Annotated in this window: 26 protein-coding genes; 4 read left to right on the top strand and 22 right to left on the bottom strand. The window is 58.8% G+C overall.

What is annotated here, in order from left to right; translation table 11 throughout:
- Positions 1 to 63 precede the first annotated feature (63 nt).
- On the top strand, positions 64 to 315 hold the full coding sequence (locus SCT_RS16880; RefSeq protein ID WP_082098390.1) for an FmdB family zinc ribbon protein: 252 nt from the start codon (positions 64 to 66) through the stop codon (positions 313 to 315).
- A gap of 121 nt (positions 316 to 436) precedes the next feature.
- A complete protein-coding gene (locus SCT_RS15565) occupies positions 437 to 2065 on the top strand; it encodes a sigma 54-interacting transcriptional regulator (RefSeq protein WP_059424790.1) in 1629 nt (542 codons plus the stop codon).
- A gap of 718 nt (positions 2066 to 2783) precedes the next feature.
- Here the strand turns inward: SCT_RS15565 and SCT_RS15555 are convergent.
- The 8 genes from SCT_RS15555 to SCT_RS15520 form a co-directional block, all read right to left on the bottom strand.
- Positions 2784 to 3485, bottom strand: coding sequence for an electron transport complex subunit E (locus SCT_RS15555; RefSeq protein ID WP_059424786.1), 702 nt, complete (start codon positions 3483 to 3485; stop codon positions 2784 to 2786).
- Complete coding sequence (gene rsxG, locus SCT_RS15550; protein WP_059424781.1) at positions 3482 to 4132, bottom strand: electron transport complex subunit RsxG; 651 nt, start codon at positions 4130 to 4132, stop codon at positions 3482 to 3484. Before rsxG (SCT_RS15550) ends, SCT_RS15555 begins: the two co-directional genes overlap by 4 nt.
- Positions 4129 to 5157, bottom strand: a complete 1029-nt coding sequence (rsxD, locus tag SCT_RS15545) for an electron transport complex subunit RsxD (RefSeq protein ID WP_059424779.1) — start codon at positions 5155 to 5157, stop codon at positions 4129 to 4131. The genes rsxG (SCT_RS15550) and rsxD overlap by 4 nt, the downstream gene beginning before the upstream one ends.
- Positions 5154 to 6809, bottom strand: coding sequence for an electron transport complex subunit RsxC (gene rsxC, locus SCT_RS15540; RefSeq protein WP_059424777.1), 1656 nt, complete (start codon positions 6807 to 6809; stop codon positions 5154 to 5156). Before rsxC (SCT_RS15540) ends, rsxD begins: the two co-directional genes overlap by 4 nt.
- Positions 6806 to 7360 carry an electron transport complex subunit RsxB gene (gene rsxB, locus SCT_RS15535; RefSeq protein ID WP_059424775.1) on the bottom strand — a complete coding sequence of 185 codons (555 nt, stop codon included), beginning with the start codon at positions 7358 to 7360 and terminating at the stop codon, positions 6806 to 6808. Before rsxB ends, rsxC (SCT_RS15540) begins: the two co-directional genes overlap by 4 nt.
- 124 nt (positions 7361 to 7484) lie before the next feature.
- On the bottom strand, positions 7485 to 8063 hold the full coding sequence (rsxA, locus tag SCT_RS15530) for an electron transport complex subunit RsxA (RefSeq protein ID WP_059424773.1): 579 nt from the start codon (positions 8061 to 8063) through the stop codon (positions 7485 to 7487).
- Between the two features lie 84 nt (positions 8064 to 8147).
- Positions 8148 to 9260, bottom strand: a complete 1113-nt coding sequence (gene ald / locus SCT_RS15525) for an alanine dehydrogenase (protein WP_059424770.1) — start codon at positions 9258 to 9260, stop codon at positions 8148 to 8150.
- A 7-nt stretch (positions 9261 to 9267) separates the two neighbouring features.
- A complete protein-coding gene (locus SCT_RS15520; protein ID WP_059424768.1) occupies positions 9268 to 10308 on the bottom strand; it encodes a quinone-dependent dihydroorotate dehydrogenase in 1041 nt (346 codons plus the stop codon).
- Between the two features lie 75 nt (positions 10309 to 10383).
- Here SCT_RS15520 and SCT_RS15515 point away from each other — a divergent pair, with 75 nt between their 5' ends.
- The gene (locus tag SCT_RS15515; RefSeq protein ID WP_059424766.1) at positions 10384 to 11244 is read left to right on the top strand and encodes a hypothetical protein; all 861 of its coding nucleotides are present in this window, start codon (positions 10384 to 10386) and stop codon (positions 11242 to 11244) included.
- Here the strand turns inward: SCT_RS15515 and tehA are convergent.
- The 11 genes from tehA to SCT_RS15460 form a co-directional block, all read right to left on the bottom strand.
- Positions 11193 to 12161 carry a dicarboxylate transporter/tellurite-resistance protein TehA gene (gene tehA / locus SCT_RS15510; RefSeq protein ID WP_088178677.1) on the bottom strand — a complete coding sequence of 323 codons (969 nt, stop codon included), beginning with the start codon at positions 12159 to 12161 and terminating at the stop codon, positions 11193 to 11195. The two genes, SCT_RS15515 and tehA, sit on opposite strands and share 52 nt — an antisense overlap.
- 121 nt (positions 12162 to 12282) lie before the next feature.
- Positions 12283 to 12573: an RnfH family protein gene (locus SCT_RS15505; RefSeq protein ID WP_059424765.1), complete on the bottom strand. Its 291-nt coding sequence runs from the start codon at positions 12571 to 12573 to the stop codon at positions 12283 to 12285.
- A 10-nt stretch (positions 12574 to 12583) separates the two neighbouring features.
- A complete protein-coding gene (locus tag SCT_RS15500) occupies positions 12584 to 13258 on the bottom strand; it encodes an electron transport complex subunit E (protein WP_059424763.1) in 675 nt (224 codons plus the stop codon).
- Positions 13259 to 13891 (bottom strand): electron transport complex subunit RsxG, encoded by a 633-nt coding sequence (rsxG, locus tag SCT_RS15495; RefSeq protein WP_059424761.1) that lies wholly within the window; start codon positions 13889 to 13891, stop codon positions 13259 to 13261.
- Positions 13888 to 14967, bottom strand: coding sequence for an RnfABCDGE type electron transport complex subunit D (locus SCT_RS15490; protein ID WP_059424759.1), 1080 nt, complete (start codon positions 14965 to 14967; stop codon positions 13888 to 13890). The genes rsxG (SCT_RS15495) and SCT_RS15490 overlap by 4 nt, the downstream gene beginning before the upstream one ends.
- Positions 14964 to 16439: an electron transport complex subunit RsxC gene (gene rsxC / locus SCT_RS15485; RefSeq protein ID WP_059424757.1), complete on the bottom strand. Its 1476-nt coding sequence runs from the start codon at positions 16437 to 16439 to the stop codon at positions 14964 to 14966. Before rsxC (SCT_RS15485) ends, SCT_RS15490 begins: the two co-directional genes overlap by 4 nt.
- A 15-nt stretch (positions 16440 to 16454) precedes the next feature.
- Positions 16455 to 16994, bottom strand: coding sequence for an RnfABCDGE type electron transport complex subunit B (locus SCT_RS15480; RefSeq protein ID WP_059424755.1), 540 nt, complete (start codon positions 16992 to 16994; stop codon positions 16455 to 16457).
- A 62-nt stretch (positions 16995 to 17056) separates the two neighbouring features.
- A complete protein-coding gene (gene rsxA, locus SCT_RS15475; RefSeq protein ID WP_059424752.1) occupies positions 17057 to 17641 on the bottom strand; it encodes an electron transport complex subunit RsxA in 585 nt (194 codons plus the stop codon).
- A gap of 10 nt (positions 17642 to 17651) precedes the next feature.
- Positions 17652 to 18134 carry a SoxR reducing system RseC family protein gene (locus SCT_RS15470; RefSeq protein ID WP_059424750.1) on the bottom strand — a complete coding sequence of 161 codons (483 nt, stop codon included), beginning with the start codon at positions 18132 to 18134 and terminating at the stop codon, positions 17652 to 17654.
- A gap of 26 nt (positions 18135 to 18160) precedes the next feature.
- A complete protein-coding gene (locus SCT_RS15465) occupies positions 18161 to 19159 on the bottom strand; it encodes an FAD:protein FMN transferase (protein WP_059424748.1) in 999 nt (332 codons plus the stop codon).
- Positions 19160 to 19331: 172 nt separating this feature from the next.
- Entirely contained in the window at positions 19332 to 20705 is a 1374-nt protein-coding gene (locus SCT_RS15460) for a phosphomannomutase/phosphoglucomutase (RefSeq protein ID WP_088178679.1), read from the bottom strand.
- Positions 20706 to 20828: 123 nt separating this feature from the next.
- Between SCT_RS15460 and hemN the strand changes: the two genes are divergently transcribed.
- The gene (gene hemN, locus SCT_RS15455; RefSeq protein WP_059424746.1) at positions 20829 to 22199 is read left to right on the top strand and encodes an oxygen-independent coproporphyrinogen III oxidase; all 1371 of its coding nucleotides are present in this window, start codon (positions 20829 to 20831) and stop codon (positions 22197 to 22199) included.
- 26 nt (positions 22200 to 22225) lie between these two features.
- Here hemN and SCT_RS15450 read toward each other — a convergent pair whose 3' ends face one another.
- The 3 genes from SCT_RS15450 to waaF form a co-directional block, all read right to left on the bottom strand.
- Positions 22226 to 23083: an HDOD domain-containing protein gene (locus tag SCT_RS15450; protein ID WP_082098402.1), complete on the bottom strand. Its 858-nt coding sequence runs from the start codon at positions 23081 to 23083 to the stop codon at positions 22226 to 22228.
- A gap of 164 nt (positions 23084 to 23247) precedes the next feature.
- Positions 23248 to 24096: an HDOD domain-containing protein gene (locus SCT_RS15445; protein ID WP_059424743.1), complete on the bottom strand. Its 849-nt coding sequence runs from the start codon at positions 24094 to 24096 to the stop codon at positions 23248 to 23250.
- 58 nt (positions 24097 to 24154) lie between these two features.
- Positions 24155 to 25198 carry a lipopolysaccharide heptosyltransferase II gene (gene waaF / locus SCT_RS15440; RefSeq protein ID WP_059424741.1) on the bottom strand — a complete coding sequence of 348 codons (1044 nt, stop codon included), beginning with the start codon at positions 25196 to 25198 and terminating at the stop codon, positions 24155 to 24157.
- Positions 25199 to 25318 lie beyond the last annotated feature (120 nt).

The raw sequence follows: 25318 nt of genomic DNA, 5'->3' as shown, positions 1-25318 counted from the left end.
AACAGGTGTCCACGTCTTAGTATTTCCGAGAAACGCACTAGAACAACGGAAGGCGGGACAAAAATGCCAACTTATGATTACCTGTGTACCCGATGCAAACTGCAATTCGAAGCACGCCATGCAATCAACGCATCCAGCCCGGATTGCTCGGTATGTGGGGGCGCGACCGAAAAAGTGATCCTATCTGCCCCCGCGATGCATGGCAACATGGCGCGTGGTCGTGATCTGGCTATGCGTTCACTTCAGCCGAAACACGGCCAGAAAAAACATGTACACGGACCTGGGTGCGGATGTGGGGGTCACCAACATTCTTAAACGCAATCAATATTTTGGTGTAGCCTAGGTAGATAGCCACTGCAGAACCTTGGAATAGCTAAGCCCAGCGCGCAACAGCGCGCGACTTACGATAGCGATATCGGATTTGAGGAGACCAACTATGCCCGATAAGCTTTTTTCCCATCTAAACCCCATCCTGTTTTTGCAAACTTTCGTTGCCCAGAGCGTCGAGGTCAGCGCAAAGATGGGTGGCGGCAAGGGTAATAATCGCCTAAATTACATCGAGCAACTCGGTCTCACCGCGAGTGGTTGCTTTGAGGCCGCGTACCGCCAAGAGTTGGCGCAAGATGGGCCACTGGATCATGACAAGTACGCAGACATGATTGTGGAAATTAAGAATAAGATCGGCGGGAATTTTTCCCGTGCATCAAGCGAACCTGGCATGGTGCGAGTGGTCAACACGCGCTGCCCCTTCGGGGAAGCCGTCATGCAAGCCCCTGAGCTCTGCAAAATGACGTCCAGCGTCTTCGGCGGGATTGCAGCACGTAACTTCGGCTACGCGAAAGTGATCCTGGACAAACGCATTGCTGTGGAAGACGGGATGTGCGAGGCACGCATTTATACCGACCCCAAGATAGCCGCCTCCTTTGAGGGAGACGAATATCACCGGGAACAGGGCGTCATCCGCGGTCGGGAGGCGACAGTCAAAGCGCAAATCACTAGAGAGCGGCGCGACGGAAAAGCATGGTGCGGCGTCAGTCCGAGCCAGCCCGAGGATGCCGACAAACCTCCCGTCGTGGCGAAGTCCCCATCCATGCTCAATGCTCTGGAGATAGTAAAGGTAGTAGCACCAACCACCGCGACCGTGCTGATTACCGGTGAGACCGGTGTAGGCAAGGAGGTCATTGCTCGTCGCATCCACGCCATGAGTGAGCGCTGGAACAGGAATTTTGTCGCGGTGAACTGCGGCGCAATACCAGAAAATTTAATCGAGACTACGCTATTTGGACATGAGCGCGGTGCGTTTACCGGTGCCTACGAAGTCCACCACGGACTATTTGAGCAGGCAGAGGGCGGAAGTCTGTTTCTTGACGAGATCGATTCGTTGCCTCTCGCCGCCCAAGCGCGTCTTTTGCGGGTGCTCCAAGGCGGTGAGTTCGAGCGGGTGGGGGGGAAGCAGCGCCTATCCGCTGATGTTCGGGTGATCGCCGCGGCCAGTATGCGCCTAGACAAGTTCATTGCCGAGGGAGCTTTTCGGATGGATCTCTACTACCGGATAAACGTAGTACCCATCCTTATCCCACCGCTGCGCGAACGACGCGAGGATCTTTTGCCACTCGTCAATCACATCCTTGCTCAACTCTCCGCGAAGTACAACAAAGTTATCAAAGCATTAAGCGAGGCCGCAATAGCTAGGGTGATGCAGTACGATTGGCCTGGCAACGTACGTGAACTGGAGAACGTACTGGAGCGCTCGTTCCTATTTTCGCCCGGTCCTATTATGTCCGAGCTACTGCTTCCCCAAACCAGTGGCGGGGTGCTAGCGAGCGTTTGTCAACCCGTTGACTTGTCCCTCAAGGAGGTGAAACAGCGGGCAGGTGAACAGGTTGAGGCGCTAATCCTCAAGGAGGCGCTTACCCGCTTCTGCGGCAATGTCAGCGAGGTGGCGAAGTCTTTGGGGCTTACGCCGAGGGCGATTCATCAGAAGATCAATTTGCACAGCATAGATCCCAACAAATATCGCTCCCAGGGAAGGCTCAAAGTTGCGCATCTGGATAAAGGGAAGTAGCGAGTACTAGGGCCTGTCGCAAATTTTGAAGCGCGTGCGGCGGGCTACCGCAGTAGTGGTTCATACATTTACCCCAGTGCTTATGATGATGCGATATCCGCATGCCAGTGCGGAGTGTTAACGCAATCGTGAGGTACTAATGGCTCATTCGACAACAAGACTAGCACTTGAGGAGCTTAAGATGTTTCATACGCATCCGGACGAAAACGGTCTTATGGTGAAGTGCTACCACAAGTCTAAAACAGTGCTGCTGTCTGTTAGCTTCTGGCTAGGGTTAACCCTGGGCTTTCCAGTAGAGCACTTTTTATGGGAAAAGATTTGGCCATTTAAGCTACTCACTCGGTATATTGGACTTTAGCTCGAGACATGTCTCGGTTATCTTTTCGATCAAAGCGTGATTTCCTCGCTAACCCCATTGCAGCGACATCTGTAGATCAAACGTCCTCTCCTGCAAACAACGATCGGCAGCTATTAGCACGCAACTGACCTTCAGCCAACACTTAATGAGGCCACCTTCTCGACGAAGGTGTCGTATCGCTCGGCGTCGATTTCAGGGTGGTTGAGTGATTGCCGCCTATCAATCCACATTCCTGTATTAGTCATGAGCGACACACTAAAAAGTTGAACGGATCAATCGCGGAATCCTGATGCCAGCAAATTCGTGGTCAATCCTGGAAACTGCAGTTCTCTTGGGTAATCGTTTTTTATCAGTTCATACCTACGCGGTTACGTGGGAAGGCGGGAGGGTTGCGGCGGGCTGTCTTTGCGCTTTCTTGCTGGCACGCTGGTCGATCCAGTTTTTTCCGGCAATCAACAGGCCCAAGCCGAGGAAGGCGCCGGGCGGCAGGATGGCGAGCAGAAATCCATGGTAGTCGGGGAACACGGTGATGATCAACCCCTTGGTCGATTCGCCCAACGCCAGATCGATGCCGGAAAACAGCGTGCCCTTGCCGATTATCTCGCGCATCGCCCCGAGTACACCGAGGGTCAGGGTGAGGCCGAAGCCGACCATGAAGCCGTCCACTACCGAAGGCATCACCGGGTTTTTCGAGGCGAAGGCTTCGGCACGGCCGAGCACGTTGCAGTTGACTACGATCAGCGGCACGAAAATACCCAGCACCAGGTAAAGCGGCTGCATGTAGGCATTCATCAACAGCTGGATGATGGTTACCAGCACGGCAATGATCAGGATGAAAACGGGAATGCGGATTTCGTTCGGCACCCAGCCGCGCACCACCGACACCGCTCCGTTGCTGAAGGCCATCACCAGCGCCGTGGCAAGCCCCAGGCTGATGCCGTTTACCACCGTGGAGCTGACCGCCAGCAGGGGGCACAGGCCGAGCAGTGCGACGATGCCGGCATTGTTCTTCCACAGGCCATTCCAGATGATTTCCTTGTAGCTGATGGTGTCGTCACTCATTTCGCTTGCTCCTGAGAATTGGCCGGCAGGGAAAAGATGTTGTCCTGATTTGCGGCGAAGTATTTCAACGATTTGTGCACGGCTTTGACTACCGCGCGCGGTGTCACCGTGGCGCCGGCCATGTGCTCGAACTTGCCGCCGTCCTTCTTTACTTTCCAGTCCTGATCTGCATATTTCGACAGCGATTTTCTCTCGAATATCCGGATCCAGCTGTTTTTTGCGATTTCGATATAGTCGCCCAGGCCAGGGGTTTCATTGTGAGTCACTACACGCACGCCGGAAACTTCGCCGTCCGCCTTGATCGCGACGATCATCCGGATTTTTCCGCTGTAGCCGTCAGGAGCAATCACTTCCAGTACCGCGGCGGAGGGTTTGCCTTCCTTGAGGGCGCGATAGACCGGAGTGGGTTCGCTGTTGCCGAGTTCCCCGGCGGGCGGAAGCAGCGCAGAGTCCTTGAATAAATCGTTGTCGTGGAGTGCGGCAGGCAGGATCTGGCCGATCAGGGCGAGCTTGGCCTGCTTTTCGGATTCGGCAATGATCGGGTGGGTGACCAGGTAGGTGGCGGCAAGCAGCGCCGTGCCGACGACCGCAAAGGCAGTGAGGATGCCGGCGGAGGCGGAGGCGTGGCGAAGGATGCTGGTGGTCATGGTTTCGTCCTGGAGTCGTGGCCGAAGACCCGCGGCTGAGTGTAGGCATCGATCAGCGGCACGGCCGCGTTCATGATCAGGACGGCGAATGCGATGCCATCCGGGTAGCCGCCGAATACCCGAATGACGTATACGAGGAAGCCGGCGCTGGCGCCGAAAATCAGCTTGCCGAGCGGCGTGGTCGGGCTGGTGACGTAGTCGGTGGCAATGAAGAAGGCACCCAGCATGGCACCGCCGGTGAAGAGGTGGAACATCGGTGGTGCATAGCGGTTGGGGTCGATGCCGTTGAACAGCGTGGCGACCAGAGCCAGGGCGACCAGGAAGGAGACCGGGGTGTGCCAGGTGATGATGCGTCGCTGCCACAGGAACAGGCCGCCGAGCAGGTACATGGCGGCGATCGCCTCGGTCCCTTTGCCACCGAACATACCGAAGATCGGCATGTTCGTCACTTCGCTCATGGTGTGCTGGAGATTGAGGCGGGTCTTCATGGCGTCGAGCGGGGTGGCCATGGTCACCGCGTCAAGCTTGACACCTTGCAGCGTGCCGCTGAAGTAGTACTGCAGCGTTTCGGAAAATCCGACCGGGTGATGCGACAGCAGTAAAGGTGCTGTCCATTGCGTCATGTAAGAGGGGAAGGAGATCATCAGTACGGCGAATCCCACCATCGCCGGATTGAACAGGTTGTTGCCGAGGCCGCCGTAAAGGTGCTTGGCGACGATGATGGCGAAGGCGGTGCCGACCACGATTAGCCACCATGGCGCCAGCGGCGGGATGGACAGCGCCAGCAGCCAGGCAGTGAGCACAGCGCTGCCATCGGTCAGGAAATATTTCACCGGATAGTTGCGCAGCTGCAGCATCGCCGCTTCGGCCACCAGGGCTGTGACGCTTGCCAGGGCGAGGCTGATCAGGATGCCGGGACCGAAGTAGAAGTAATAGACGGCGATCGCCGGCAGCAGGGCGGCCAGCACCAGCAGCATGATGGTGCTGACGCTGCTGCCGGGGGTGAGGACGTGGGGTGAGCTCATGAGGGTTCCGTGTTGTTTTCCGGTGCGGTCGACTGTTCGGAAGGCGGCAAATCAAAGCAAGCGCCCTTCTCGTTTGCTCCCTCTCCCCTCGTGGGAGAGGGTTGGGGAGAGGGGGAAAGAGCAGCAACTGCCTCGGCTTTCTTCGCCTTGGCACGTTCCACGGCGGCCTGGATCGCGGCCTTTTTCGCTGCCGCTACGGGATCGTCCGGGTTTGCGGCGGCCGCTGCCCTGGCGGCAGCCGTCTTCTCGGCCATGCGAGCCGCTTTTTCTGCTCTCTCGCGTTTTTCCCTCATCTGCTTGAACTCGAAGCGTTGCTTGGCCTGCTCTGCTGCCATTATTTCCCGGTCTTGCGTGGCAATTTCACTCTTGGCAAAGCGGAAAAAGGAAACCAGCGGGATATGGCTGGGGCAGACGTAATCGCAGCAGCCGCATTCGATGCAGTCAAACAGGTTGTAGGCGCGCGCCTTGTCGAAATTCTTGCTTTGCGAAAACCAGAAGAGTTCCTGTGGCTGGAGGTTGCATGGGCAGGCCTGGGCGCACTGGGTGCAGCGGATGCATGGCATGGCTGCCGGCTTGGGTGGGAACAGCGCGGGTGAAACGGCGATCAGGCAGTTGGTTGCCTTGGTCAGAGGGGCATCGAGATTGTTCAGGCCGAAGCCCATCATCGGCCCGCCGATGAGGTAGTGGCTGGTGTCGGGCCTGGCGCCACCCGCGAGTTGAACTAGTTCGCCGAGCGGGGTGCCGAGCAACGCCTCGAAATTCTGCGGTTTGGTGACATTGCCGGTGACCGTGACAATGCGCGAGATCACCGGTTCGCCGTGGTCGACGGCGCGGTGCATGGTATAGGCAGTGCCGGTGTTGGAGCACAAAACGCCGATATTGACCGTGCGCTGGCCGCTCGGCACTTCCTTGCCCGTCAGCATCTTGATCAGCTGTTTCTCGCCGCCGCTGGGGTAAAGGACGGGCACCGTGACCACTTCAAAGCCTGTGCTCTGGCAAGCCGCCTGCATCGCCGCGATGGCCTCGGGTTTGTTGTCCTCGATGCCGATCAGGACTTCTTCCGGCTGTATCAGGTGCGCCATGATTTTGATGCCCGCCACGATTTCGGCTGCGCGCTCTCGCATCAGCAGGTCGTCGGAGGTAATCCAGGGTTCGCACTCGGCACCGTTCAGGATCAGGGTCTTGATTTTCTGCTGGCCGGGGCTGAGTTTGACGTGGGTGGGAAACACCGCGCCGCCCAGCCCGACGATGCCGGCATCGCGTAGCCGGGCGCGCACTGCATCGGGGTCGGCAGTTCGGTAATCCAGTGGCTGGCGCTCTATCCAGCGCTCATCGCCATCTGACACGATGGTGATGCACAGGTCCGGCAGGGAGGATGGATGGGGTACGGCATGGATTTCTATGGCACTGATGATGCCTGATGTCGGCGCATGAACGGCAGCAGAGATGAAATCGTCGGCAGCGCCTATCATCTGTCCTTTCAGTACATGGTCGCCGACTTTGACGATAGGCGTGGCCGGGGTGCCGATATGCTGGCGCAGCGGAACGATCAGGCGCTGCGGCAGCGGCGCGGCGGCGATAGGCAGGCGACTCGATTCTGTCTTGTGATCCGGCGGATGCACGCCGCCGTGGAATTTGTGGAGCGTTCTCATGCCACTTTCTTCAATTCAAAAATTGGAAACTGCCGTTTCCAGGTGGTGACATTTTCCTTCACCGGGATCATCGTGATGCAGTCCACTGGGCAGGCCGGTATGCATAGTTCGCAGCCGGTGCACGGATCGGCCAGGATAGTATGCATCAGCTTCGTCGCGCCGACGATGGCATCCACCGGGCAGACCTTGATGCAGGCGGTGCAGCCAATGCAGGTGTTTTCATCGATGAAAGCGACCATCTTGGGCTTGTGGTCGAAATCCTCTTCGCCACCGACAGGCTTGAATTCTACGCCGAGCAACTCGGCCAGGTGTTTGGCCACATTATTGCCGCCGGGAACGCATTGATTGATTTCGGCCTCTCCGGCGGCAACCGCTTCGGCATAAGGTCGGCAGCCGGCAAAACCGCATTGTCCGCACTGCGTCTGCGGCAGGATGGCCTCGACTTTTTCGACCAGTGGGTTGCCTTCGACCCTGAACTTGATCGAGGCGTAACCCAGTACGGCGCCCAGAATGACGGCGAGGAGAATCATGACCAGAATGGCGCTAATCAAAACAAGCGCCGATCAAAACAAGTGCCTTTCTCGTTTGCCTCCTCTCCCGCTTGCGGGAGAGGATTGAGGAGAGGGCAGCCCCTCGCGGGAGAGGGTTGGGGAGAGGGGGGTAGTCCTAACATCATCACTTCACCAGCCCGGCAAAACCCATGAACGCCAAACTCAACAGTCCGGCAGTCACCATCGCGATGGCCGAGCCGCGGAATGGCGCTGGAATGGCGGCGCCTTCAAGGCGTTCGCGCATGGCGGCGAATAACGCCAGCACCAGTGCGAAACCCATCGCGCCACCGAAGCCGAAGAGCAGGGATTCGATGAAATTGTGGTTTTCCTGCACGTTCAGCAGGGGGATGCCGAGCACCGCGCAGTTGGTGGTAATCAGCGGCAGGTAGATGCCCAGCGTCTGGTACAGCGCCGGGCTGGACTTGCGGATGAACATTTCGGTGAACTGGACAATGGCCGCGATCACCACGATGAAGGACAGGGTGCGCAGATAGCTGAGATCATTGGGGATCAGGAGGTGGTGATCCACCAGATAGCTCAGGCCGGAAGCCAGGGTGAGGACGAATGCGGTCGCCGCGCCCATGCCGACGGCAGCGCTTAGCTTTTTGGATACCCCCATGAAGGGGCACAGGCCAAGTATTTTGACCAGCACGATGTTGTTGACCAATACCGTGCCGATCAGAATGAAAAAGTAATGTTCCATTGTCGTCAGGCCGCCTCAATGTTCGCTATGGTGGGATTGTCGGCCATTAAATCCCCTACTTGCAAGTCGCACAAAGCTTGGGCTTTACTCCAGGGCAATATCAGGGCTGATGCAGGGAAATTCAAGGTCGGCAGCCAAGCCGGCATGGGTCACTTGGCCAAGGTGAAGGTTGAGTCCCTTGCGTAGTCCGGCATCCGCTTTCAGCGCGTCCCTCCATCCCTTGCCGGCAATCGCCAGCACGTAGGGCAAGGTGGCGTTGGTCAGCGCCTGGGTGGCGGTACGCGCACAGGCTGCCGGCATGTTGGCGACGCAGTAATGCACTACGCCTTCCTCAATGTAAGTTGGGCTGGAATGCGTCGTGGGGCGGGAGGTTTCGGCGCAGCCGCCCTGATCGATTGCCACATCCACCAGCACCGAGGCCGGTTTCATCCGTTGGATGAGGGCGCGGCTGATCAATTTCGGCGCACGCTTGCCGGGAAGCAGCACCGAGCCGACGATCAGGTCGGCCTCGTACGCCAGTTCCTCGATGGCATGTGCTTCGGAATAGCGGGTCTTGAGACGGGCACCGAAGATGTCGTCGAGATGGCGTAACCGCGGCAGGCTGATGTCCATGAGGGTGACGTCGGCGCCCAGCCCCAGCGCCATCCTGGCGGCATGGGTGCCGACCGTGCCGGCGCCGAGGATCAACACTTTTCCGGGCGCTACGCCGGGGACGCCACCGAGCAGCACCCCGCGGCCCCCGTTGGCCAATTGTAGCGCGGTGGCGCCGGCCTGGATGGCAATTCTTCCGGCCACTTCCGACATCGGGGTGAGCAGAGGCAAGGCGCCTGCCGCATCGGTGACGGTTTCGTAGGCGATGGCGATAATTCTGCTTTCCAGCAGGCGGCGGGTGAGCGCCGGGTCGGCGGCCAGATGCAAATAGGTAAACAGCACCTGTTCTTTCCGGAGCAGCGGAATCTCGCTGGGTTGGGGTTCCTTGACCTTGACGATCAGCGGGCAGGCGTAGGCGTCGGATGCCGTGTTGGCTATCCTGGCGCCGGCAGCCAGATAGAGTGCGTCGCTAAAACCAATGCGCTCGCCAGCGCGGGTTTCCACCCAAACTTCGTGGCCGGCGTCGGTCAGGGCGCGCACCCCGGCCGGAGTGATGCCGACACGGTATTCGTGGTCTTTGATTTCCCTGGGGACGCCGATCAGCATGCAGTGATCACTTCTGTTTGAAGGACATGCGCTCAGCGCTTTCGATCTCGCGCACGGCTTCGGCGATCAGCTCCGGGCCACGGTAGATAAAGCCGGAGTAGAACTGCACCAGGCTGGCGCCAACCTGGATCTTTTCCGCGGCATCGAGCCCGTTCATGATGCCCCCCACCCCGATAATCGGGATTTTTCCCTGCAGGGCAATAGAGAGCTGCTTGATCACCGCATTGGATTTCTGGCGCACCGGCGCGCCGGAGAGGCCGCCGGTTTCTTCCGCATGCGGCAGGCCTTCAACACCTTCGCGGCCGATGGTGGTGTTGGTGGCAATCACGCCGTCGATCTGGTACTTGAGCAGCAAGTCGGCGATCATGATGATCTGCTCGGTGTCGAGGTCGGGCGCGATCTTGAGCGCCAGTGGCACGTATTTGCCGTGTTGCTCGGCGAGCATTTTCTGTTCGGCCTTGAGTGCGGCAAGCAGGTTTTCCAGTTCATCCGACTGCTGCAGCTGGCGCAGGTTCTTGGTGTTGGGTGAGGAAATGTTGACGGTGACATAACTGGCGTAGGGGTAGACCTTGCGCAAACAGATCAGGTAGTCGTCGACGGCTTTTTCGATCGGCGTGTCGAAGTTCTTGCCGATGTTGATGCCGAGTATGCCCTTGTAGCGGCTGCGCTTGACGCTGCTGACCAGATAGTCGACACCCTTGTTGTTGAAGCCCATGCGGTTGATGATCGCCTCCGCCTTCGGCAACCGGAACAGACGCGGCTTGGGGTTGCCGGGCTGGGGGCGGGGCGTGACAGTGCCAATTTCGATGAAACCGAAACCCAGCGCGCCGAGCGCATCGATATAGTCGCCGTCTTTGTCCAGTCCGGCTGCCAGGCCGACCGGGTTGGGGAAGGTCAATCCCATCACGGTGCGGGGCGTTGTTTTGATGCGCGGTGCGAGCAGGCACAGCAGGCCTACCCGGTGGGCATCCCTGATTGCACGCATGCCGAGGCCGTGGGCGGTTTCAGCGTCGAGGCTGAAAAATATGGAGCGGATGAATGAGTACATCCCGGCATTTTACCTCCTAACCTGTAACAAGGGGCAAGCAAGACGCTAGAATAGGGATTCTGCAAGGAGAAACCAATGTTGAAGAAGCTGATCGTGACGCTTTTGCTATCGATACTGACCACGGCGGCGCTGGCAGATTATCCGCTCAAAATCATCCCGCTCAAGTATCGCTCCGCCGAGGAATTGATCCCGGTGATCCGCCCCATGCTGGGGGCGGGAGAGAACGTCGGCGGCATGAATTACCAGCTTTTCGTGCGCGCTTCGGACCAGGGCCTGCGCGACATCGAACTGCTGCTGGCCGAACTCGACCGGGCGCGGAAAAACCTGAGAATCACTTTGCAGCAGGACGTCGCGCGCAGCGGCGGTAGCGAATCACAGGGTGTGTCCGGCGCAGGCCGGGCGGGGAACGTACGCATCATCTTGCCGGGGAAAGAACCGTCCGGCAGCGGCGGGTTGGTGATCGGCGGCCGGCAGGAAGACAGCCTGCGCTACCAGATCACCCGCAGCACCGGTTCGGGTCAGGACAACACCAGCCAGTTCATTAATGTGCTGGAAGGCGCGCCCGCCTTCATCCGCGTCGGCCAATCGCTGCCTTACGTGCAACGCTTTCTGGCATTTGCCGGTAATCGCATCGTGTACGGACAGGATACGCAGTTTCTCAATGTCACCACCGGTTTCGAGGTGCTGCCGCGTCTCAACGGCGACCGGGTGGAGCTGGAGATCGCACCGCGCTTGTCTTTCGTAGGCAATCGGGGAGTCCAGGACGTGAATTTCCAGGAGCTGCGCACCACCGTCAGCGCCAAGCTGGGGGAATGGGTGGATCTGGGCGGGATAAACGCCAGCCGCGATGAAATCAGCCGAGCTATTCTGGAGACGGCTTCCGCTCAGTCGGGGGAACGGGGGGCGGTGCGGCTGAAGGTGGAGGAGGGGCGGTAGGCAGCGTGCCATGCAGTTCGCAGGGAGAGATAGCCAATAAATAAGTTGGCCCCTGCAAAAATCGGAATAGCGAGGATCTGGGCGGCGCCGACACCCGCCAATGCTAATTTGAGACCGCAGATTGTTGCAGCGGCAATGCCGAAAGTATAGGCCCAGTAGGAAGGGGAAAAGGGTTGCGCACCGAGCCATGAACCCAGTCGCAAGCCCAGCAAAAGCTGGAACAGCCCGTAGCCCCAGAGCATCAGCAGCCAATGATCAGCGGCGCCTGGGTCGAGCATCATCCAGGCCATGGCGCAAACCACCGGCGGGGCAAACTGGATGCCGAGAAGGGGGCGCTGCGCTGCTGGCAGGGCTTTGGAGTGCCATAGACGCTGGATGACGAGCGATTCGAGTGCCAGCCAGGAAAAAATTCCAGCACCCAGAAATAACCAGCCCCAGTCTGGATGCCCTAATCCCCCCAGCGCGGCAGCGCTGGTGAAGTTGCCGGCCACAGTGGGTAAATAAAGGGTCGGCGCCGTATCTAGTGCATCGCGCCCCCCTTGCCAGAGTGCGCCAGTATGCCAGAGCGAAAAAGCCAAATGCCAGGTGATTCCTGCAGCGGTAAGTGTCCATGCCAATGAGCGCGAGTAGGGCAACACCGCGAGCGCGATCAGCAGTGTCGAAATAGCCAACAGGGCGGGCGTGCTACCCTGAACCGGATGTTGGAATTCGCTTCGGACGACCTCTGGATGCCTTATTGCCTGCCATATATAAACAACCAGAAGCGCTGCCCAGATCAGCGCGGATAGTAGCAGCAACCCTTCTCCGATCGCAGATGGCATACCCCAAAGTCGAACGGAAACGCGCCAAGATTGACCAAGGCCGGCGATTCCCAGAACCATACCGAAAAAAGAAGCCGGAAGCGGCGACCGTGCCACGAAGTTATCCCTTATGCGATGAGGGCGAATTCTTGAAATGATCGCCAATCATAACAAACTCGCTACAACGCCGACATGATTTGGGGAAAATAATCCAAATAAGCTGGGCTATGTGTAGTGTTCAGCCTTCCGATGCCTCTTCTTCACCTTCGGTTTTGGCCTTGCGCTTTACGGTCTTGGGATCGCAAGTGATGGGGCGGTAGATTTCGATGCGGTCGCCATCCGCGAGCGCAGCGTCGAGCTTGGTGAGCTTGCTGAAGATGCCTACTTTTTGCTGTTCCAGGTCGATTTCAGGAAACTGCTGGAGGATGCCCGAACGCTCGATGGCGTCCCTGACAGTCGCACCGTCGAGTACTTCGACGCTGAGCCAGGCTTGGCGGGTTGGTGCGGCGTAGACGACCCCGATCTTCATTGCACCTTCCTCATGCTGCACTGTGTGCGCCGCCCATCTGGATGGCTTTGCCGGCGCGCACGTCCAGCATGCGTTTGCCTACTACCAGCAGTCCGAGCGCCAGGAACCCGCCGGGCGGCAGAACCATCATCAATATGCCTGTGTCAGCGGGTAACAAGCGCATTTCCATGAATTTGAAAGCGGGCCCAAACAGCAGCGATGCATCGGCGAACAGGGTGCCCACGCCAACGATCTCGCGCACCGCGCCGATAAGGGTGAGCGCGATGGTGAAGCCGAGACCCATGAAGAGACCGTCCACTAGCGAGGGCAACGTCGAGTTTTTACCAGCAAAAGCTTCAAGGCGGGCAAGTGGCAGGCAGTTGGACACAATCAGAGGAATGAACATGCCCAGCACCTTGTAAAGCTCGTGCATCCAGGCATTCATGAAGAGATCCACCAGTGTTACCATGGAGGCGATGACCAGGATGAATACCGGGATGCGCACTTCCTGGGTAATTTGGTTGCGGAACATGCCTACCAGCATGCTGGATGCAGCCATTACTACCGCTGTTGCCAATCCCATGCCCAGCGCGTTGGTGGCGCTGGTCGTCATGGCCATGGCCGGACACAGGCCCAACAACATAGCGAGCACCCCGTTGTTATCCCACAGACCATCGCGGACAATGGTTCGGTATGGTGTTGTCATTTAATGTGCCTCCTTCGTTGCCACCTTGCTGGTATCGATGTCCATCATTTTTGCCTTGTTGGCGGAGAACAGTTCAAGCCCCTTGTGGATGGCGTCAACCACGCCACGGGGCGTAATGGTGGCTCCGGCAAACTGGTCGAACTGACCGCCGTCCTTCTTTACTTTCCACTTGTCTGGCAGCGGATTGCCGAGCGAAAGGTCGGTGAAGCGCAGTATCCAGTCGCCTTTTTTTACTTCGATCTTGTCGCCCAGGCCGGGGGTCTCTTTATGGGCAAGAACGCGCACGCCGAGGATCTTACCCTGGGCATCCACGCCCATCATCAGCTTCATTTCGCCGGCATAGCCCGAGCCAAATATCTCGTAGGCCACACCGGTTACCTTGCCTTCTTTGCGAGCACGGTAGACGGTGATTTCCTTGTTGCGATCGTTCTTCATAGTGACGGTATCCGTCACTGGATTGTTGTCGTGGATGCTGGCCGGGATCACCTGGCTGAGCGAATTCAGCCTGTCTTCCTGCGCGCGAGCGGCGATATCATCCACGGTAATGCTGTCGCTAATGGCGAGCACGATCCCGAAACCCAAGCAAAATGTGCCCAGAATCAACCCGTGGCGTAGCGTGCGCTGTGCTTTCATGGATTTTCTTTCCCCAGCGGCAGCGGTTCGCCCTTGCGGGTGCGCCCGAACGCGCGCGGACGGGTGTATTGATCGATAATGGGAACCAGCGCATTCATCAGCAGAACTGCAAAAGCCACGCCTTCGGGGTAGCCGGCGAAGGTGCGGATGAGCCAGATCAGCACGCCACAGCCGAGGCCGAATATCAGTTGTCCCTTTTTTGACACCGGCGAAGTGACGTAGTCGGTAGCGATGAAAAACGCTCCCAGAAAGGTGGCGCCGGATACCAGATGGAAGGTGCCGGGGGCAAAGCGGGCCGGGTCAACGGCGTGGAATATCGCGCCCATCAGGAACACCCCGCCCATTACGCTCAACGGAATATGCCATGAAATGATGCGCCGGGCCATCAGGAACAGGCCGCCGGCGAGTATCAGTATCGCCGAGGTTTCGCCCAGACTGCCGGCGCGGTAGCCCAGCATCATGTCCATCATGTCGGGCGCCTGCGCCAGAGATTGCGACACCGGAATGCCGCGCGACAGCTCGGTCTTGATATGGCCAAGCGCAGAAGCCGCGCTCACCGCATCGGGCATCTGGCCGCCGAAGGTGATGGCAATGGCGTCGGCCAGGCCGGGTGCATGGGCCGAGAACAGCGGATGCGGCATCACCCAGACGGTCATCGCCACAGGGAACGATATCAGCAGGGCGACGCGCGCCACCATGGCGGGGTTGAACACATTCTGGCCGATGCCGCCAAAGGGATGTTTGGCCAGGGCGATGGCGAAAATCGCCCCCAGCACGCCGATCCACCAAGGTGCCCAGGGCGGCAGGCTCATCGCCAGCAGCCAGCCGGTAAGCACTGCCGAGTAGTCGTTGAGTGTCGCTTTCACCGGCTGGCCAGCCAGTATCAGACAACCTGCCTCTACCACTACGCAGGCGCCGACTGTGACGGTGAACAGCAGGATCGCAGGCCAGCCGAACAGGTAGAGGTTGAAAGCGGTAGCCGGTATCAGCGCCAGCAACACCGTGAACATGATTTTTTGAACGCTGCTGACCTGGTGGGTAAACGGTGCGCTGTTCTTGATGGATAGAAAGGTCATGCGGGGGTCTCGTCCTTTTCTTTGGCAGCGGCTGCCGCGGCTGCCTGGGCTTTCTTGGCGGCAAGGGTGGCGGCTTTGTCCGCAGCTGCTTTTTCCACGCGCAGGGTGTGCGCTTCGGCCAGAATCCGGGTCTGTTCGATCTTGCGCCGTTCGCGATCCTGGGCGTTGATCATGCCCTTGGCGTAGTTGAAATAGTGCACCAGCGGGATATGCGACGGGCACAGCCAGGAACAACTGCCGCAGGAAACGCAGTCCATTACCCCGAGCTGGGCGGCGACTTTAAAATTGTCCTTGCGGATGAAGGCGGCCATTTCTACCGGAACCAGCCCGCACGGGCAGATTGTCACGCAGTTGCCACAGCGGATGCAGGCGCTGGCCGGCTGCTGGTTGATTTCTGCGGCGGTGAGAGCCAGGATGCCCGACATGCCCTTGATCACAGGCACGTCCAGTCCGGGCAGCGGTTGGCCCATCAGCGGCCCGCCGTTGATCAGGCTTTCGGGCTCGACGGCGAATCCGCCGCAGAAGGCGATCAGGTCGGCCACCCGGGCGCCGATCGGCACCTCGATATTATTCGGTTCGCGCACCGCGTTACCGCTCACCGTCACTACGCGGGAGATGAGCGGACGGCCGAAGCGCACGGCATGATGCACGGCGCGGGCGGTGGCGACGTTGTGCACCACAACGCCGATGTCGGCGGTGAGTTTCTTTGCCGGTGTTTCGCGCCCGGTGATGGCCTGCACCAGATGGCGCTCGGAGCCCATCGGATATTGCACCGGCACGCCCACTACCTCAACCTCGGAAAAGGTGGAAGCGGCCCGTGTCATGGCATCGATTGCCTGGGGCTTGTTCTGTTCGATGGCGATCACCACCCTGGGTACGCCCAGCGCATGTGCCATGATGCGCGCGCCGTCGATGATCTCGTCGGCGTACTCGCGCATCACCCGGTCGTCGCAGGTCAGGTAGGGTTCGCATTCAGCGCCGTTGAGGAGCAGGATTTCCAGCTTTTTCTGGGTGCCGAGGTTCAGTTTGATTGCCGAGGGGAAGGCTGCCCCTCCCATGCCGACGATGCCTGAAGCGGCGACGCGCTCGTTGATGGTGTGTGTGTCCGCTGTGAAGGGATCAGCGATGGGTTCGGGGAGCTCGCCCCACTCGTCCTTGCCATCGGGTTCGAGGATGATGGTGGTTTGCGCCAGCCCGGAAGGGTGAGGCGCAGCGATGGCGGTGATGGCCTTGATGCGTCCCGAGGTGGGTGCGTGCTGGGGAGCGGACACCGTGCCGCCGCTACGCGCGATCATCTGCCCTTTTTTGACTGGGTCGCCCTCATTCACCAGTACTTCGGCCGGCGCGCCGATGTGCTGCTGCAGGGGGATGTAAAGTGCAACCGGCATGGGTAATGCGACGATGGCCTTCTCGCTGGTCAGTTCCTTGCGGTAGTCGGGATGGATGCCGCCGCGGATGGGGAAAAGTTTCATCTTAAATCGCCCTCTTTAATGCATGGCATGCTGGTCTTCAGGTTTGGCCCAATGCCAGCTGCCCAGCGTCATCGGGATCGGGCGCATCTCGATCGCGTCGGTGGGGCAGACCTTGACGCATTTGGCGCAGCCGTGGCAGACATCGGCGATGACCGTGTGCATCAGCTTGTTGGCACCCATGATGGCGTCCACCGAGCACTCCTTGATGCAGCGGGTGCAGCCGATGCACAGATCCTCGATGATGACGGCGTATTCTGGCACCTTCTCTTCATGCTCGGACAGGTCGGCGGTGACGCCCAGCTTCCTGGCAAGCACTTCGATCACTGCCCTGCCGCCGGGCGTGCACAGGGTTATCGGTGCCTCGCCCTTCGCCAGCGCAACTGCATACTGGCCACAGCCAACATAGCCGCACTGGCCGCATTGCGAGCCGGGCAGCATCTCCTTCAATTCCTCCTCCAGCGGATTTTCCTCAACAGCGAGAAAATATGCGGCCGCGCCGAGTATGCTGCCGAGTGTGACGCCCATTATCGTGAGACTGCCGACCGCTAATAACATAGTCAGACTCCTAAGCCAATGAAAGGTGATGAGTGATGTGCCAAGGGTTTATTCATCACATCTCACCCAGTCGTGGTCATCCCGGAAAAACCCATGAACGCCAGCGCCAGCAGGCTGGCGACGATAAATCCGATCGGTGGGCCGGCGAACAGGCGTGGGATCTCGGCCAATGCCATTCGTTCGCGCAGCCCGGCGAAAATAACCATCACCAAGCTATAGCCGATGGAGGAAGCAAAGCCGAACAGCGTGGCGCTAATGAAATTCATTCTGTGCTCGACCAGCAGGATGGCAATACCCAGCACCGCGCAATTGGTAGTGATGAGCGGCAGGTAGATGCCCAGCATCTGGAACAGGTGTGGCGATACCTTTTTTACCGTCAACTCGGTGAACTGCACGGCGGCGGCGATAACCATGATGAAAGTCACCGTGCGCAGATACCACAGGTTATAGGGCTCAAGCAAATAGGTTGCGACTGCCCAGTCAGCCATCGACGAGACGGTGATCACGAAAGTGGTTGCCATGCCCATGCCGACCGCGGTGTCGATGCGCGTGGTGACGCCCATGAACGAGCACAGACCGAGAAAGCGGGCCAGGATGACGTTGTTGACCAGTGCCGCGCTCACCATCAGAAGGATGTATTCTTTCATGCCTCGGCCTCTAGGTTATTTTACAGGTGCCGCCCGTATTGGCGCGACGAATGAAGCGGGGGGCGAGGTCGCCTCGGGAAGACAGATGGCCGGCGCTCAGGCGCGCGATGCCAAGACCGAGCGCCAGCCCGGCGACCATGGCGGCCATGGTGATGCCATCGCTGCCGGCGGCCCATTGTGCCATTACGCCTGCGCCCAGCATGGCGGCAAGCGGAATGGCATAGGCGGTGAGCGAAGCCTTGAGCAGCGTATTCTCGCGGATGCCGACCACCACGCGTTCGCCGACAACCAGGCCGGGATGATTTTCGAGCGAGAAGCGGCGGGCTTCGAGCCGGTTGGCGGTAGTGCCGATACCCCCCTTGGCGCCGCAGGTCGAGGACGAGGCGCAACTGCCGCAGCTGGTGGTCTGTTCCGGTTCCAGCCAGACTATGGTGCCTTCCACCGCTACAACGTGGGCGATGCCCTCGACCATGTCGGGTGCGCTGAAATCCATCGTGTTTTCCTCGGTGGCGTTCACGGTCAGGACACCACGGTGGATATCACGCCTTCGGGTGTGACATAGATGGCCTTCGTGCCGCCAGCAGCCCGGAGGATGGCTAGTCGACTCTCGACCGGCGCCATCAGCATGGCGGCGGAGAGGCCGTCGGCGATGGTGCCGGTGCTGGCTATGACCGAAACCCCCAGCAGCGCGGGCGCAGTGCGTCCGGTGCGGGTGTCGATCAGGTGGGTGAAGGCGCCGGCAGGGTCGAACAGGGTGCCATAGCCACCTGAAGTGGATACGCACTGGTCCACCACTTCAAGCGTGGCCACCGTGCTATTGGGATCGGCAGGATTGGCTATGCCGATGCGCCAGGCCGAGCCATCAGGCTTGGTCGACAAGGCACGCGGCTCGCCCATGTCCACCAGCATGTGCTCGAAGCCATGGGCGCGCAGCACATCGGTGACGCGGTCTGTGATATAGCCCTGGGCGCCGCTGTTGAGCGTCAGGCCCATGCCGGGATGGGTGAAAGCGATGCGTTGGCGGTTTGCGTCCACCTCGACTGCGCGCCAATCCACCAGGGCAAGCGCAGCGGCAATGTCGTGCGGAGCCGGCCCGGAGGGATCGGGGTGTGCGGCAGTGAAATGGCGAAAATAGGTCTGCCACAGCGGTTGCACTGTGGGGTCGTAGATGCCGTCGCTGATCCTGGCCAGCGACAGGGCGTGGGTCAGCAGGGCGATGAAGTCAGCCGGTGCATTCTCCAGCACGCTGTCGCGGTTGAGCGCGGCGATGGCGCTGTCGGCGCGGTAGACACTGAAAATTGCCTCCAGTCGCTTCAGTTCGTCCAGCCCGGCAGCGATGGCTGCGCGCGCCTGTGCTTCGTCGGTGTGGTAAAGCTGGATGGAGGCGGGCGCTCCCAGTGCGGTGCCTTCCCAGCGCACCGGCCTGGCCTGGGAACTACCTGCCTTCAGCAGCAACGGCAGGCCGACAGCGGCGGCGGCGATGGTGATGAAGCGACGGCGAGACATGACGACAGGCATAATGTATGACCTCGACAAATAACCTAGTGGTTTTTACGCTGCGAAACCTTTTTGTTTTATATATCTTATATAAGAGATATAAAACAAGTACCGATGGCGTAATGTTACGATGAGTGCGTTCTGCTTGGCAATATCCTGCGACTGAATTTTAGATGTTTCGGATCCATTTATCTTAGAAAGGCAACTGCGCATTCGGTTCCGCCGCCAGCAACACCGCCCGAAACTCTTCCTGAATCCGCTTCAGCGCCACTTCGTTATCCCCTTCAAAGCGCAGCACGATCACCGGCGTGGTGTTGGACGGCCGCATCAGGCCGAAGCCGTCGGCGTATTCCACGCGCAGGCCGTCGAGGGTGATGATTTCCGTGGCATCCGGGAATTTTGCGGTTTTTTGCAGCTTGTCGATCAGGGCATAGTGCGCGCCTTCCTCCATCTTGATCTGGAGTTCCGGCGTGTTCACGGTATCCGGCAGGCCATGCAGGGTGGCGTTGATGTCAGCCTGATTGCTGAGGAATTCGAGCATGCGTGCGCCAGCGTAGAGGCCGTCGTCGAAGCCGTACCAGCGCTCCTTGAAAAAGATGTGGCCGCTCATCTCGCCAGCCAGCAGAGCGCCGGTTTCTTTCATCTTGGCTTTGATGAAGGAGTGGCCGGTTTTCCACAGCAGCGGTTTGCCGCCGCGTTCGCGGATCCAGGAAAACAGGTTGCGGGTGGATTTGACGTCGAAGATGATTTCCGCGCCGGGATTGCGTGAGAGCACGTCCTGCGCGAACAGCATCAGCTGGCGGTCAGGGAAGATAATCCGCCCGTCCTTGGTAACAACGCCCAGGCGGTCGCCGTCGCCGTCGAAAGCGAAGCCGATTTCGGCATCGCTGGTCTTGAGGCGGGCGATCAGGTCGCGCAGGTTCTCGGGGACCGAGGGGTCGGGGTGGTGGTTAGGAAAATTGCCGTCCACTTCGCAGAACATTTCTTCGACTTCGCATCCCATGTCGCGATAGAGCTGGGGCGCGAACGCGCCGGGTACACCATTGCCGCAGTCGACGATGATCTTCATCTTTCTCGCCATCTTCACGTCGGAGGTGATGCGGTTGAGGTATTCGTCGGCGATGTCGTGGGTGCTGTAGCTGCCGCTGCCGTTGGACAGGTCGCCCTGTTCCAGCCGAATCCGCAGCGCCTGGATTGCGTCGCCGGACAGGGTGTCGCCGGCCAGCACCATTTTCAGGCCATTGTAGTCGGGCGGGTTGTGGCTGCCGGTGAGCATGACCGCGGAGTGGGTGTTGAGCTGGTAAGCGGCGAAATAGGTCATGGGCGTGGCAACCAGACCCAGATCGATGACGTCAATGCCGGCTTTCTGAATGCCGCGCGCCAGCGCTGCGGCCAAGTCCGGGCCAGACAGGCGTCCGTCGCGGCCGATGGCGATGGCGGTCTGCTTGCGAGCTACGGCTTCCGAACCGATGGCGTGGCCGATGGCCTCGACGATTTCCGGTGTCAGGGTTTTTCCGACGATGCCGCGGATGTCGTAGGCTTTGAAAATTTCTTTGGGCAGGCTGATCATGTAGTGCACTTTCTCTTTGTGTGATTTTGCCTTGATTATCGCGGTTTTCGGCCGTTTTTTCCACCAGCTTTCAAGCCGGAGTATAATTACCGCCTCACCTATTCTGAAAAGCACGTCACCATGCAACTCGCCGCTTCTTTACTCGAAAAATACAGCAAGGCCGGTCCACGCTACACTTCTTACCCGACCGCACCCTATTTTACCGATGCCTTCGGCGAGAAGGAGTGGCTGGAAGAAATCAAACAGACCCAGGACAAGGGGCGCGACCTGTCGCTGTATGTGCACATTCCGTTCTGCGACACGCTGTGCTACTACTGCGGCTGCAACATGGTGGCGACGAGGAACTACAATCGTGCTACCGAATATCTGGATTACCTGTTCAAGGAAATTGACCAGGTGGCTGCACTGACCAACCCGTCCAGAGTCGCGCGCCAGTTGCACTGGGGCGGCGGCACGCCGACCTATTTGGCCCCCGACGATATCCGCCGCCTGTTCGCTCATATCGCCAGCCGTTTTACCATCGCTGCTGATGCGGAAAAAGGCTGCGAGGTTGATCCGCGCGAGCTTTCCCGCGAGCATGTAAAGGCCCTGAAAGATGCCGGCTTCAACCGCATCAGCCTGGGCGTGCAGGATCTGAATGACACCGTGCAGAAGGCGGTCAACCGGGTGCAACCGGAAAGCCTGATCCGGCAGGTTTATGGCTGGATGCGTGAAGAAGGTTTTGACAGTATCAACATGGACCTGATGGTGGGCCTGCCGCATCAGACCGTGGAAACCTATCGTGAAACGCTGGACAAGATTATCGACATGGGGCCGGACCGGCTGGCAGTGTTCAATTATGCCCACGTGCCGTGGATGAAAAAAAACCAGAAACTAATTGTTGAAGCCGATCTGCCCAGTCTCGCTACACGTCTGGAACTGCAACAGCTGATTCTGGACAAACTTGGCGCTGCAGGCTACGTCTACATTGGCATGGACCATTTCGCAAAACCCGACGACGAGATCGTCAGGGCGCAACAGAGCAAGACCCTGTACCGCAACTTCCAGGGCTACACCACTCACAAGAACTGCGATATTTACGCTTTCGGCGCTTCCTCGATCAGCCAGACCGAGGATGTGTTCGTGCAGAACGTGAAAAAGCTGTCCGACTATTATCGACTGGTGGGTGAGGGGCGGCTGCCGACAGAGCGCGGCCTGCGCGTCACGAATGAGGACAAGCTGCGGCGCGATGCCATTACCCGCATCATGTGTGACCTTGAACTCGACAAGGCGTCCTTCGGGCGTGCATGGGGAATCGATTTCGACAAATACTTTGCCGATGCCATGGTGGAATTGAAGGAAATGGAAGCCGACGGACTGGTTGCACTGTCGCCTGAAAAGGTTGCGGTAACCCAGGTCGGGCGCTTCTTCCTGCGCAATATCGCGATGCCCTTCGATGCCTATCTCAAGCAGCAATCGGCAGAGAAGCCGCGTTTTTCCCGGACGCTATAACCAGGAAAAAGGCCGGGCTCGATATTTCAGCAGAATACTTGGGATATCAGCGTAATTTCCTCTTCGGACTTGAGCATTACAGCGGCGCAGGTTGTCGCATCCAGGTTAAGCCGGCCGAAGGCGGGGGGAGGCGTTGACCATTCAAAGCTTCCATCTGGCCCGGGGCAGCCTCGTTTGGCCAGGATGTTGGCTACCATTACCACATCGGTCAGGTCTGCCGGTGCGTAGTGGATCCGGTTAAATGAGGCATGATCTCTTGCGGCAGTAATGATGTCCTCCGGGACATCCCAGCTTTCCAGAATAACCGGACTGATTTGTGCATGCGTTTGATGCGGGATGTTTCTTAACATCGCCTCATCGGTAAACAGATCCGGGTATTTATTCGCGCGGGCCAGGATGTAGAACATGCCGATATCGTGTAGCAGACCCGCCAGCATCGCAGTGTCGGGGTTAAGGCGGGTCAGCCTTTTCGCCAGCACGTAGCTGAGCGCGGCAACCTGGATACTGTGTCGCCACAATTTTTCCAGGGGAACACGCATCATGCTCTGGTGGGTATCCTGGGCCAGTTGACGTATCCCTAGCGCAATCGCGGCGTTGCGAACCAGAGCATAACCCAGACGTTTGATCGCTGTGGGCAGGTCGTCAACCGGTCTGCTACCGGCGCATAATGCAGCACTGTTTGCCAGGCGTAATAGCTGTGCTGACAGAACCGGTTCTGTTCCGACGATTTTGGCGACTTTGCTGGCGGAAATGTTGGGGTCGCTCAGTGCGGACCGAATCCGCATTGTGATGTCGGGAAAGCTTGGGAAAATCAGGTTCTTCGCCGATATCTCCCTGGCGAGGGTATCGATAAAATCCGCCATATTTGTTTGTACGGTGCTCATTGAGCTCTCCAGATTGACGGTATTATCGTGGATGGTGCCGCTTCGGTTGTCAATGTTGAAATTATCGGCTTGATTGCCATCCAATGGAAATATTGCAGAATCTTTATTGAACACTTGTTCGGAAGAAAAGCTGCCTATTTCAACTACCCTGTAGATAGGGCTGGTCAGCCCAAGGCCAGGGCAATCTGTTTCATTTCGTCTTCGGAATCCATCAACACCGTATCGCAGGTTTCCGAGTCCAGCCTCAGATGTCCGAAGGCTTGCGGAGCTTTTTCCCAGTCAATGTTTTCCGGCATACCCTCGCCGCTGAGGATGTTGGCGACCATGATCACGTCAGTCAGGTCGGCCGGCGCGGCGTGGATGCGGTTGAATGTTTCATGATCCTGGATCGCGGCGGCGATTTCCTCGGGAATTTCCCAGCTTTCCAGGATCGCACGTCCCACCTCGGCGTGCCAGAGGCGGGTGATTTCCTTGATGGCCGCCTCATCGGCAAAGAGTTCCGGGAAGTCTTTCACCCGGGTCAGAATGTAAAACTCGCCGATATCATGCAGCAGCCCTGCCAGCATCGCTTCGTCCGGGTTAATTCGCGCCCGTTTTTTTGCCAGTATGTAGGAGATGGATGCGACCAGGATGCTGTGCTTCCATAGCTTTTCCACCCACGGCTGCATGACGCCCTGCGGTGATGCCTGGGATAGCTGGCGCATCCCGACCGAGATGGCGACGTTGCGTACCAGCGCATAGCCTAGCCGGGTGATCGCCGTGCGCAGGTCGACGATCGGCTTGCCGCTGGTGTTCATCGCGACCGAATTGGCAAGCTGTAACAGATGTGCGGAAAGCACCGGCTCCGCCCCGACGATGTGAGCGACTTTGTCTGTTGACGAGTTGGGGTCATTCAGCGCAGAGCGAATGCGCATTGTGGCATTCAGTGAGGTCGGGAAAACCAGGTTTTTGGAGGAAAGCTCCTTTGCCAGGCTTTCGATGAATTCAAACCCTTTGGGTATTCCTGTTGCCATTACGATTCCAAACCGGTTAAGTGCATATCGTGGTGAAAGCTGCTGCGCTTGTCAATTCTCATTTTCCCTGGTTTTTATCTTGTGGGCCGGCATGCTGGAGCATTGCGGCGGCTTCCTCGAAAACCCGTTTCGGAGAGAGCTTGATCATGCAGTCGAAATGGCCGAGCGGACACTCCCTTTTGAAACAGGGACTGCAGGGCAGGTTCAGGCTGATAATCCTGGCCTGGTCCGACATTGGCGGGGTAAAGCCGGGGCTGGACGAGCCGAACAAGGCGATCATCGGCTTGTCGAGTGAGGCGGCAATGTGCATCAGGCCGGAATCGTTGACGACGGCAAGGTTTGCAGCGGCAAGCAGGTCGATGGCCTCGGCGAGGTCGGTTTGGCCGCACAGGTTGCGGGCCACCCCGTTGCTTGAGTTTTCGATTTCGGCGCCGATTTCCGCATCCTTGTGCGAGCCCAGTAGCCAGATTTCATGGCCTTCATCTGCCAGCATGCGCGCCAGTTCGGCGAAATGTGGAGCCGGCCAGCGCTTGGCCGGGCCGTATTCGGCGCCGACGCAGAAAGCGACCACCGTTTTTTTCGGGGTCAGGCCCAGTTTGGCAAGCGTGGTTTGTGTCCGTTCTTTATCCGCCGTCAGGCGCGGGTTATTCACCGGGCGGTGCAGGGGGGTGCCGGGATATTCGGCCAGGGCGGCGAAGCGCTCCACCATCAGGGGTAGGGACTGCTTGTCCAGATGCCGCATGTCATTGATCAGGCCAAAGCGCATCTCGCCTTTGAAGCCGGTGCGCAACGAAATGCCCGCAAAGAAAGGAATCAGTGCCGATTTTAGCGAATTGGGCAGGATGAAGGCGTGATCATAGTGATCCTGCCGCAGCGCGCTCCCCAGCTTCCAGCGCAGCTTGAGACAGAGCTCGCCATGGGCCAGCGGATTGATGATGACGCGCCGGATTTCCGGCATGCGTTCCAGTACCGGGGCCACCCAGGCCGGCGCGAAGGCATCGATCACGGCATCGGGATAGAGTTCCCGCAGACGTCGTAACAGGGGCTGCGCCATCACGGCGTCGCCGACCCAGGAGGGGGCGATGATGAGGATTTTCGACATGAATCTTTTTTACCGCAGAGGACGCAGTTATGTAGGTTGGGTTAGGCGCGGTTTTTTGCGCCATAACCCAACAAACCCAAACTTCCTTAGTGTGTTGGTTTTGTTTTGGAGACGCCGGCT

Origin of the sequence: Sulfuricella sp. T08 (assembly GCF_000971475.1) — a bacterium.
Classification (GTDB): Bacteria; Pseudomonadota; Gammaproteobacteria; order Burkholderiales; family Sulfuricellaceae; genus Sulfuricella.
Note: the sequence above shows the minus strand (reverse complement) of the source record. Positions and strands in the feature narration are given on the sequence as shown.

Bases quoted from the DNA above. Each gene is read 5' to 3' on its own strand.
- SCT_RS16880 (WP_082098390.1), top strand. From the start codon at position 64: ATGCCAACTTATGATTACCTGTGTACCCGATGCAAACTGCAATTCGAA.
- SCT_RS15565 (WP_059424790.1), top strand. From the start codon at position 437: ATGCCCGATAAGCTTTTTTCCCATCTAAACCCCATCCTGTTTTTGCAA.
- SCT_RS15555 (WP_059424786.1), bottom strand. From the start codon at position 3,485: ATGAGTGACGACACCATCAGCTACAAGGAAATCATCTGGAATGGCCTG.
- rsxG (WP_059424781.1), bottom strand. From the start codon at position 4,132: ATGACCACCAGCATCCTTCGCCACGCCTCCGCCTCCGCCGGCATCCTC.
- rsxD (WP_059424779.1), bottom strand. From the start codon at position 5,157: ATGAGCTCACCCCACGTCCTCACCCCCGGCAGCAGCGTCAGCACCATC.
- rsxC (WP_059424777.1), bottom strand. From the start codon at position 6,809: ATGAGAACGCTCCACAAATTCCACGGCGGCGTGCATCCGCCGGATCAC.
- rsxA (WP_059424773.1), bottom strand. From the start codon at position 8,063: ATGGAACATTACTTTTTCATTCTGATCGGCACGGTATTGGTCAACAAC.
- ald (WP_059424770.1), bottom strand. From the start codon at position 9,260: ATGCTGATCGGCGTCCCCAGGGAAATCAAAGACCACGAATACCGTGTC.
- SCT_RS15520 (WP_059424768.1), bottom strand. From the start codon at position 10,308: ATGTACTCATTCATCCGCTCCATATTTTTCAGCCTCGACGCTGAAACC.
- SCT_RS15515 (WP_059424766.1), top strand. From the start codon at position 10,384: ATGTTGAAGAAGCTGATCGTGACGCTTTTGCTATCGATACTGACCACG.
- SCT_RS15505 (WP_059424765.1), bottom strand. From the start codon at position 12,573: ATGAAGATCGGGGTCGTCTACGCCGCACCAACCCGCCAAGCCTGGCTC.
- SCT_RS15500 (WP_059424763.1), bottom strand. From the start codon at position 13,258: ATGACAACACCATACCGAACCATTGTCCGCGATGGTCTGTGGGATAAC.
- rsxG (WP_059424761.1), bottom strand. From the start codon at position 13,891: ATGAAAGCACAGCGCACGCTACGCCACGGGTTGATTCTGGGCACATTT.
- SCT_RS15490 (WP_059424759.1), bottom strand. From the start codon at position 14,967: ATGACCTTTCTATCCATCAAGAACAGCGCACCGTTTACCCACCAGGTC.
- rsxC (WP_059424757.1), bottom strand. From the start codon at position 16,439: ATGAAACTTTTCCCCATCCGCGGCGGCATCCATCCCGACTACCGCAAG.
- SCT_RS15480 (WP_059424755.1), bottom strand. From the start codon at position 16,994: ATGTTATTAGCGGTCGGCAGTCTCACGATAATGGGCGTCACACTCGGC.
- rsxA (WP_059424752.1), bottom strand. From the start codon at position 17,641: ATGAAAGAATACATCCTTCTGATGGTGAGCGCGGCACTGGTCAACAAC.
- SCT_RS15470 (WP_059424750.1), bottom strand. From the start codon at position 18,134: ATGGATTTCAGCGCACCCGACATGGTCGAGGGCATCGCCCACGTTGTA.
- SCT_RS15465 (WP_059424748.1), bottom strand. From the start codon at position 19,159: ATGCCTGTCGTCATGTCTCGCCGTCGCTTCATCACCATCGCCGCCGCC.
- hemN (WP_059424746.1), top strand. From the start codon at position 20,829: ATGCAACTCGCCGCTTCTTTACTCGAAAAATACAGCAAGGCCGGTCCA.
- SCT_RS15450 (WP_082098402.1), bottom strand. From the start codon at position 23,083: ATGAGCACCGTACAAACAAATATGGCGGATTTTATCGATACCCTCGCC.
- SCT_RS15445 (WP_059424743.1), bottom strand. From the start codon at position 24,096: ATGGCAACAGGAATACCCAAAGGGTTTGAATTCATCGAAAGCCTGGCA.
- waaF (WP_059424741.1), bottom strand. From the start codon at position 25,198: ATGTCGAAAATCCTCATCATCGCCCCCTCCTGGGTCGGCGACGCCGTG.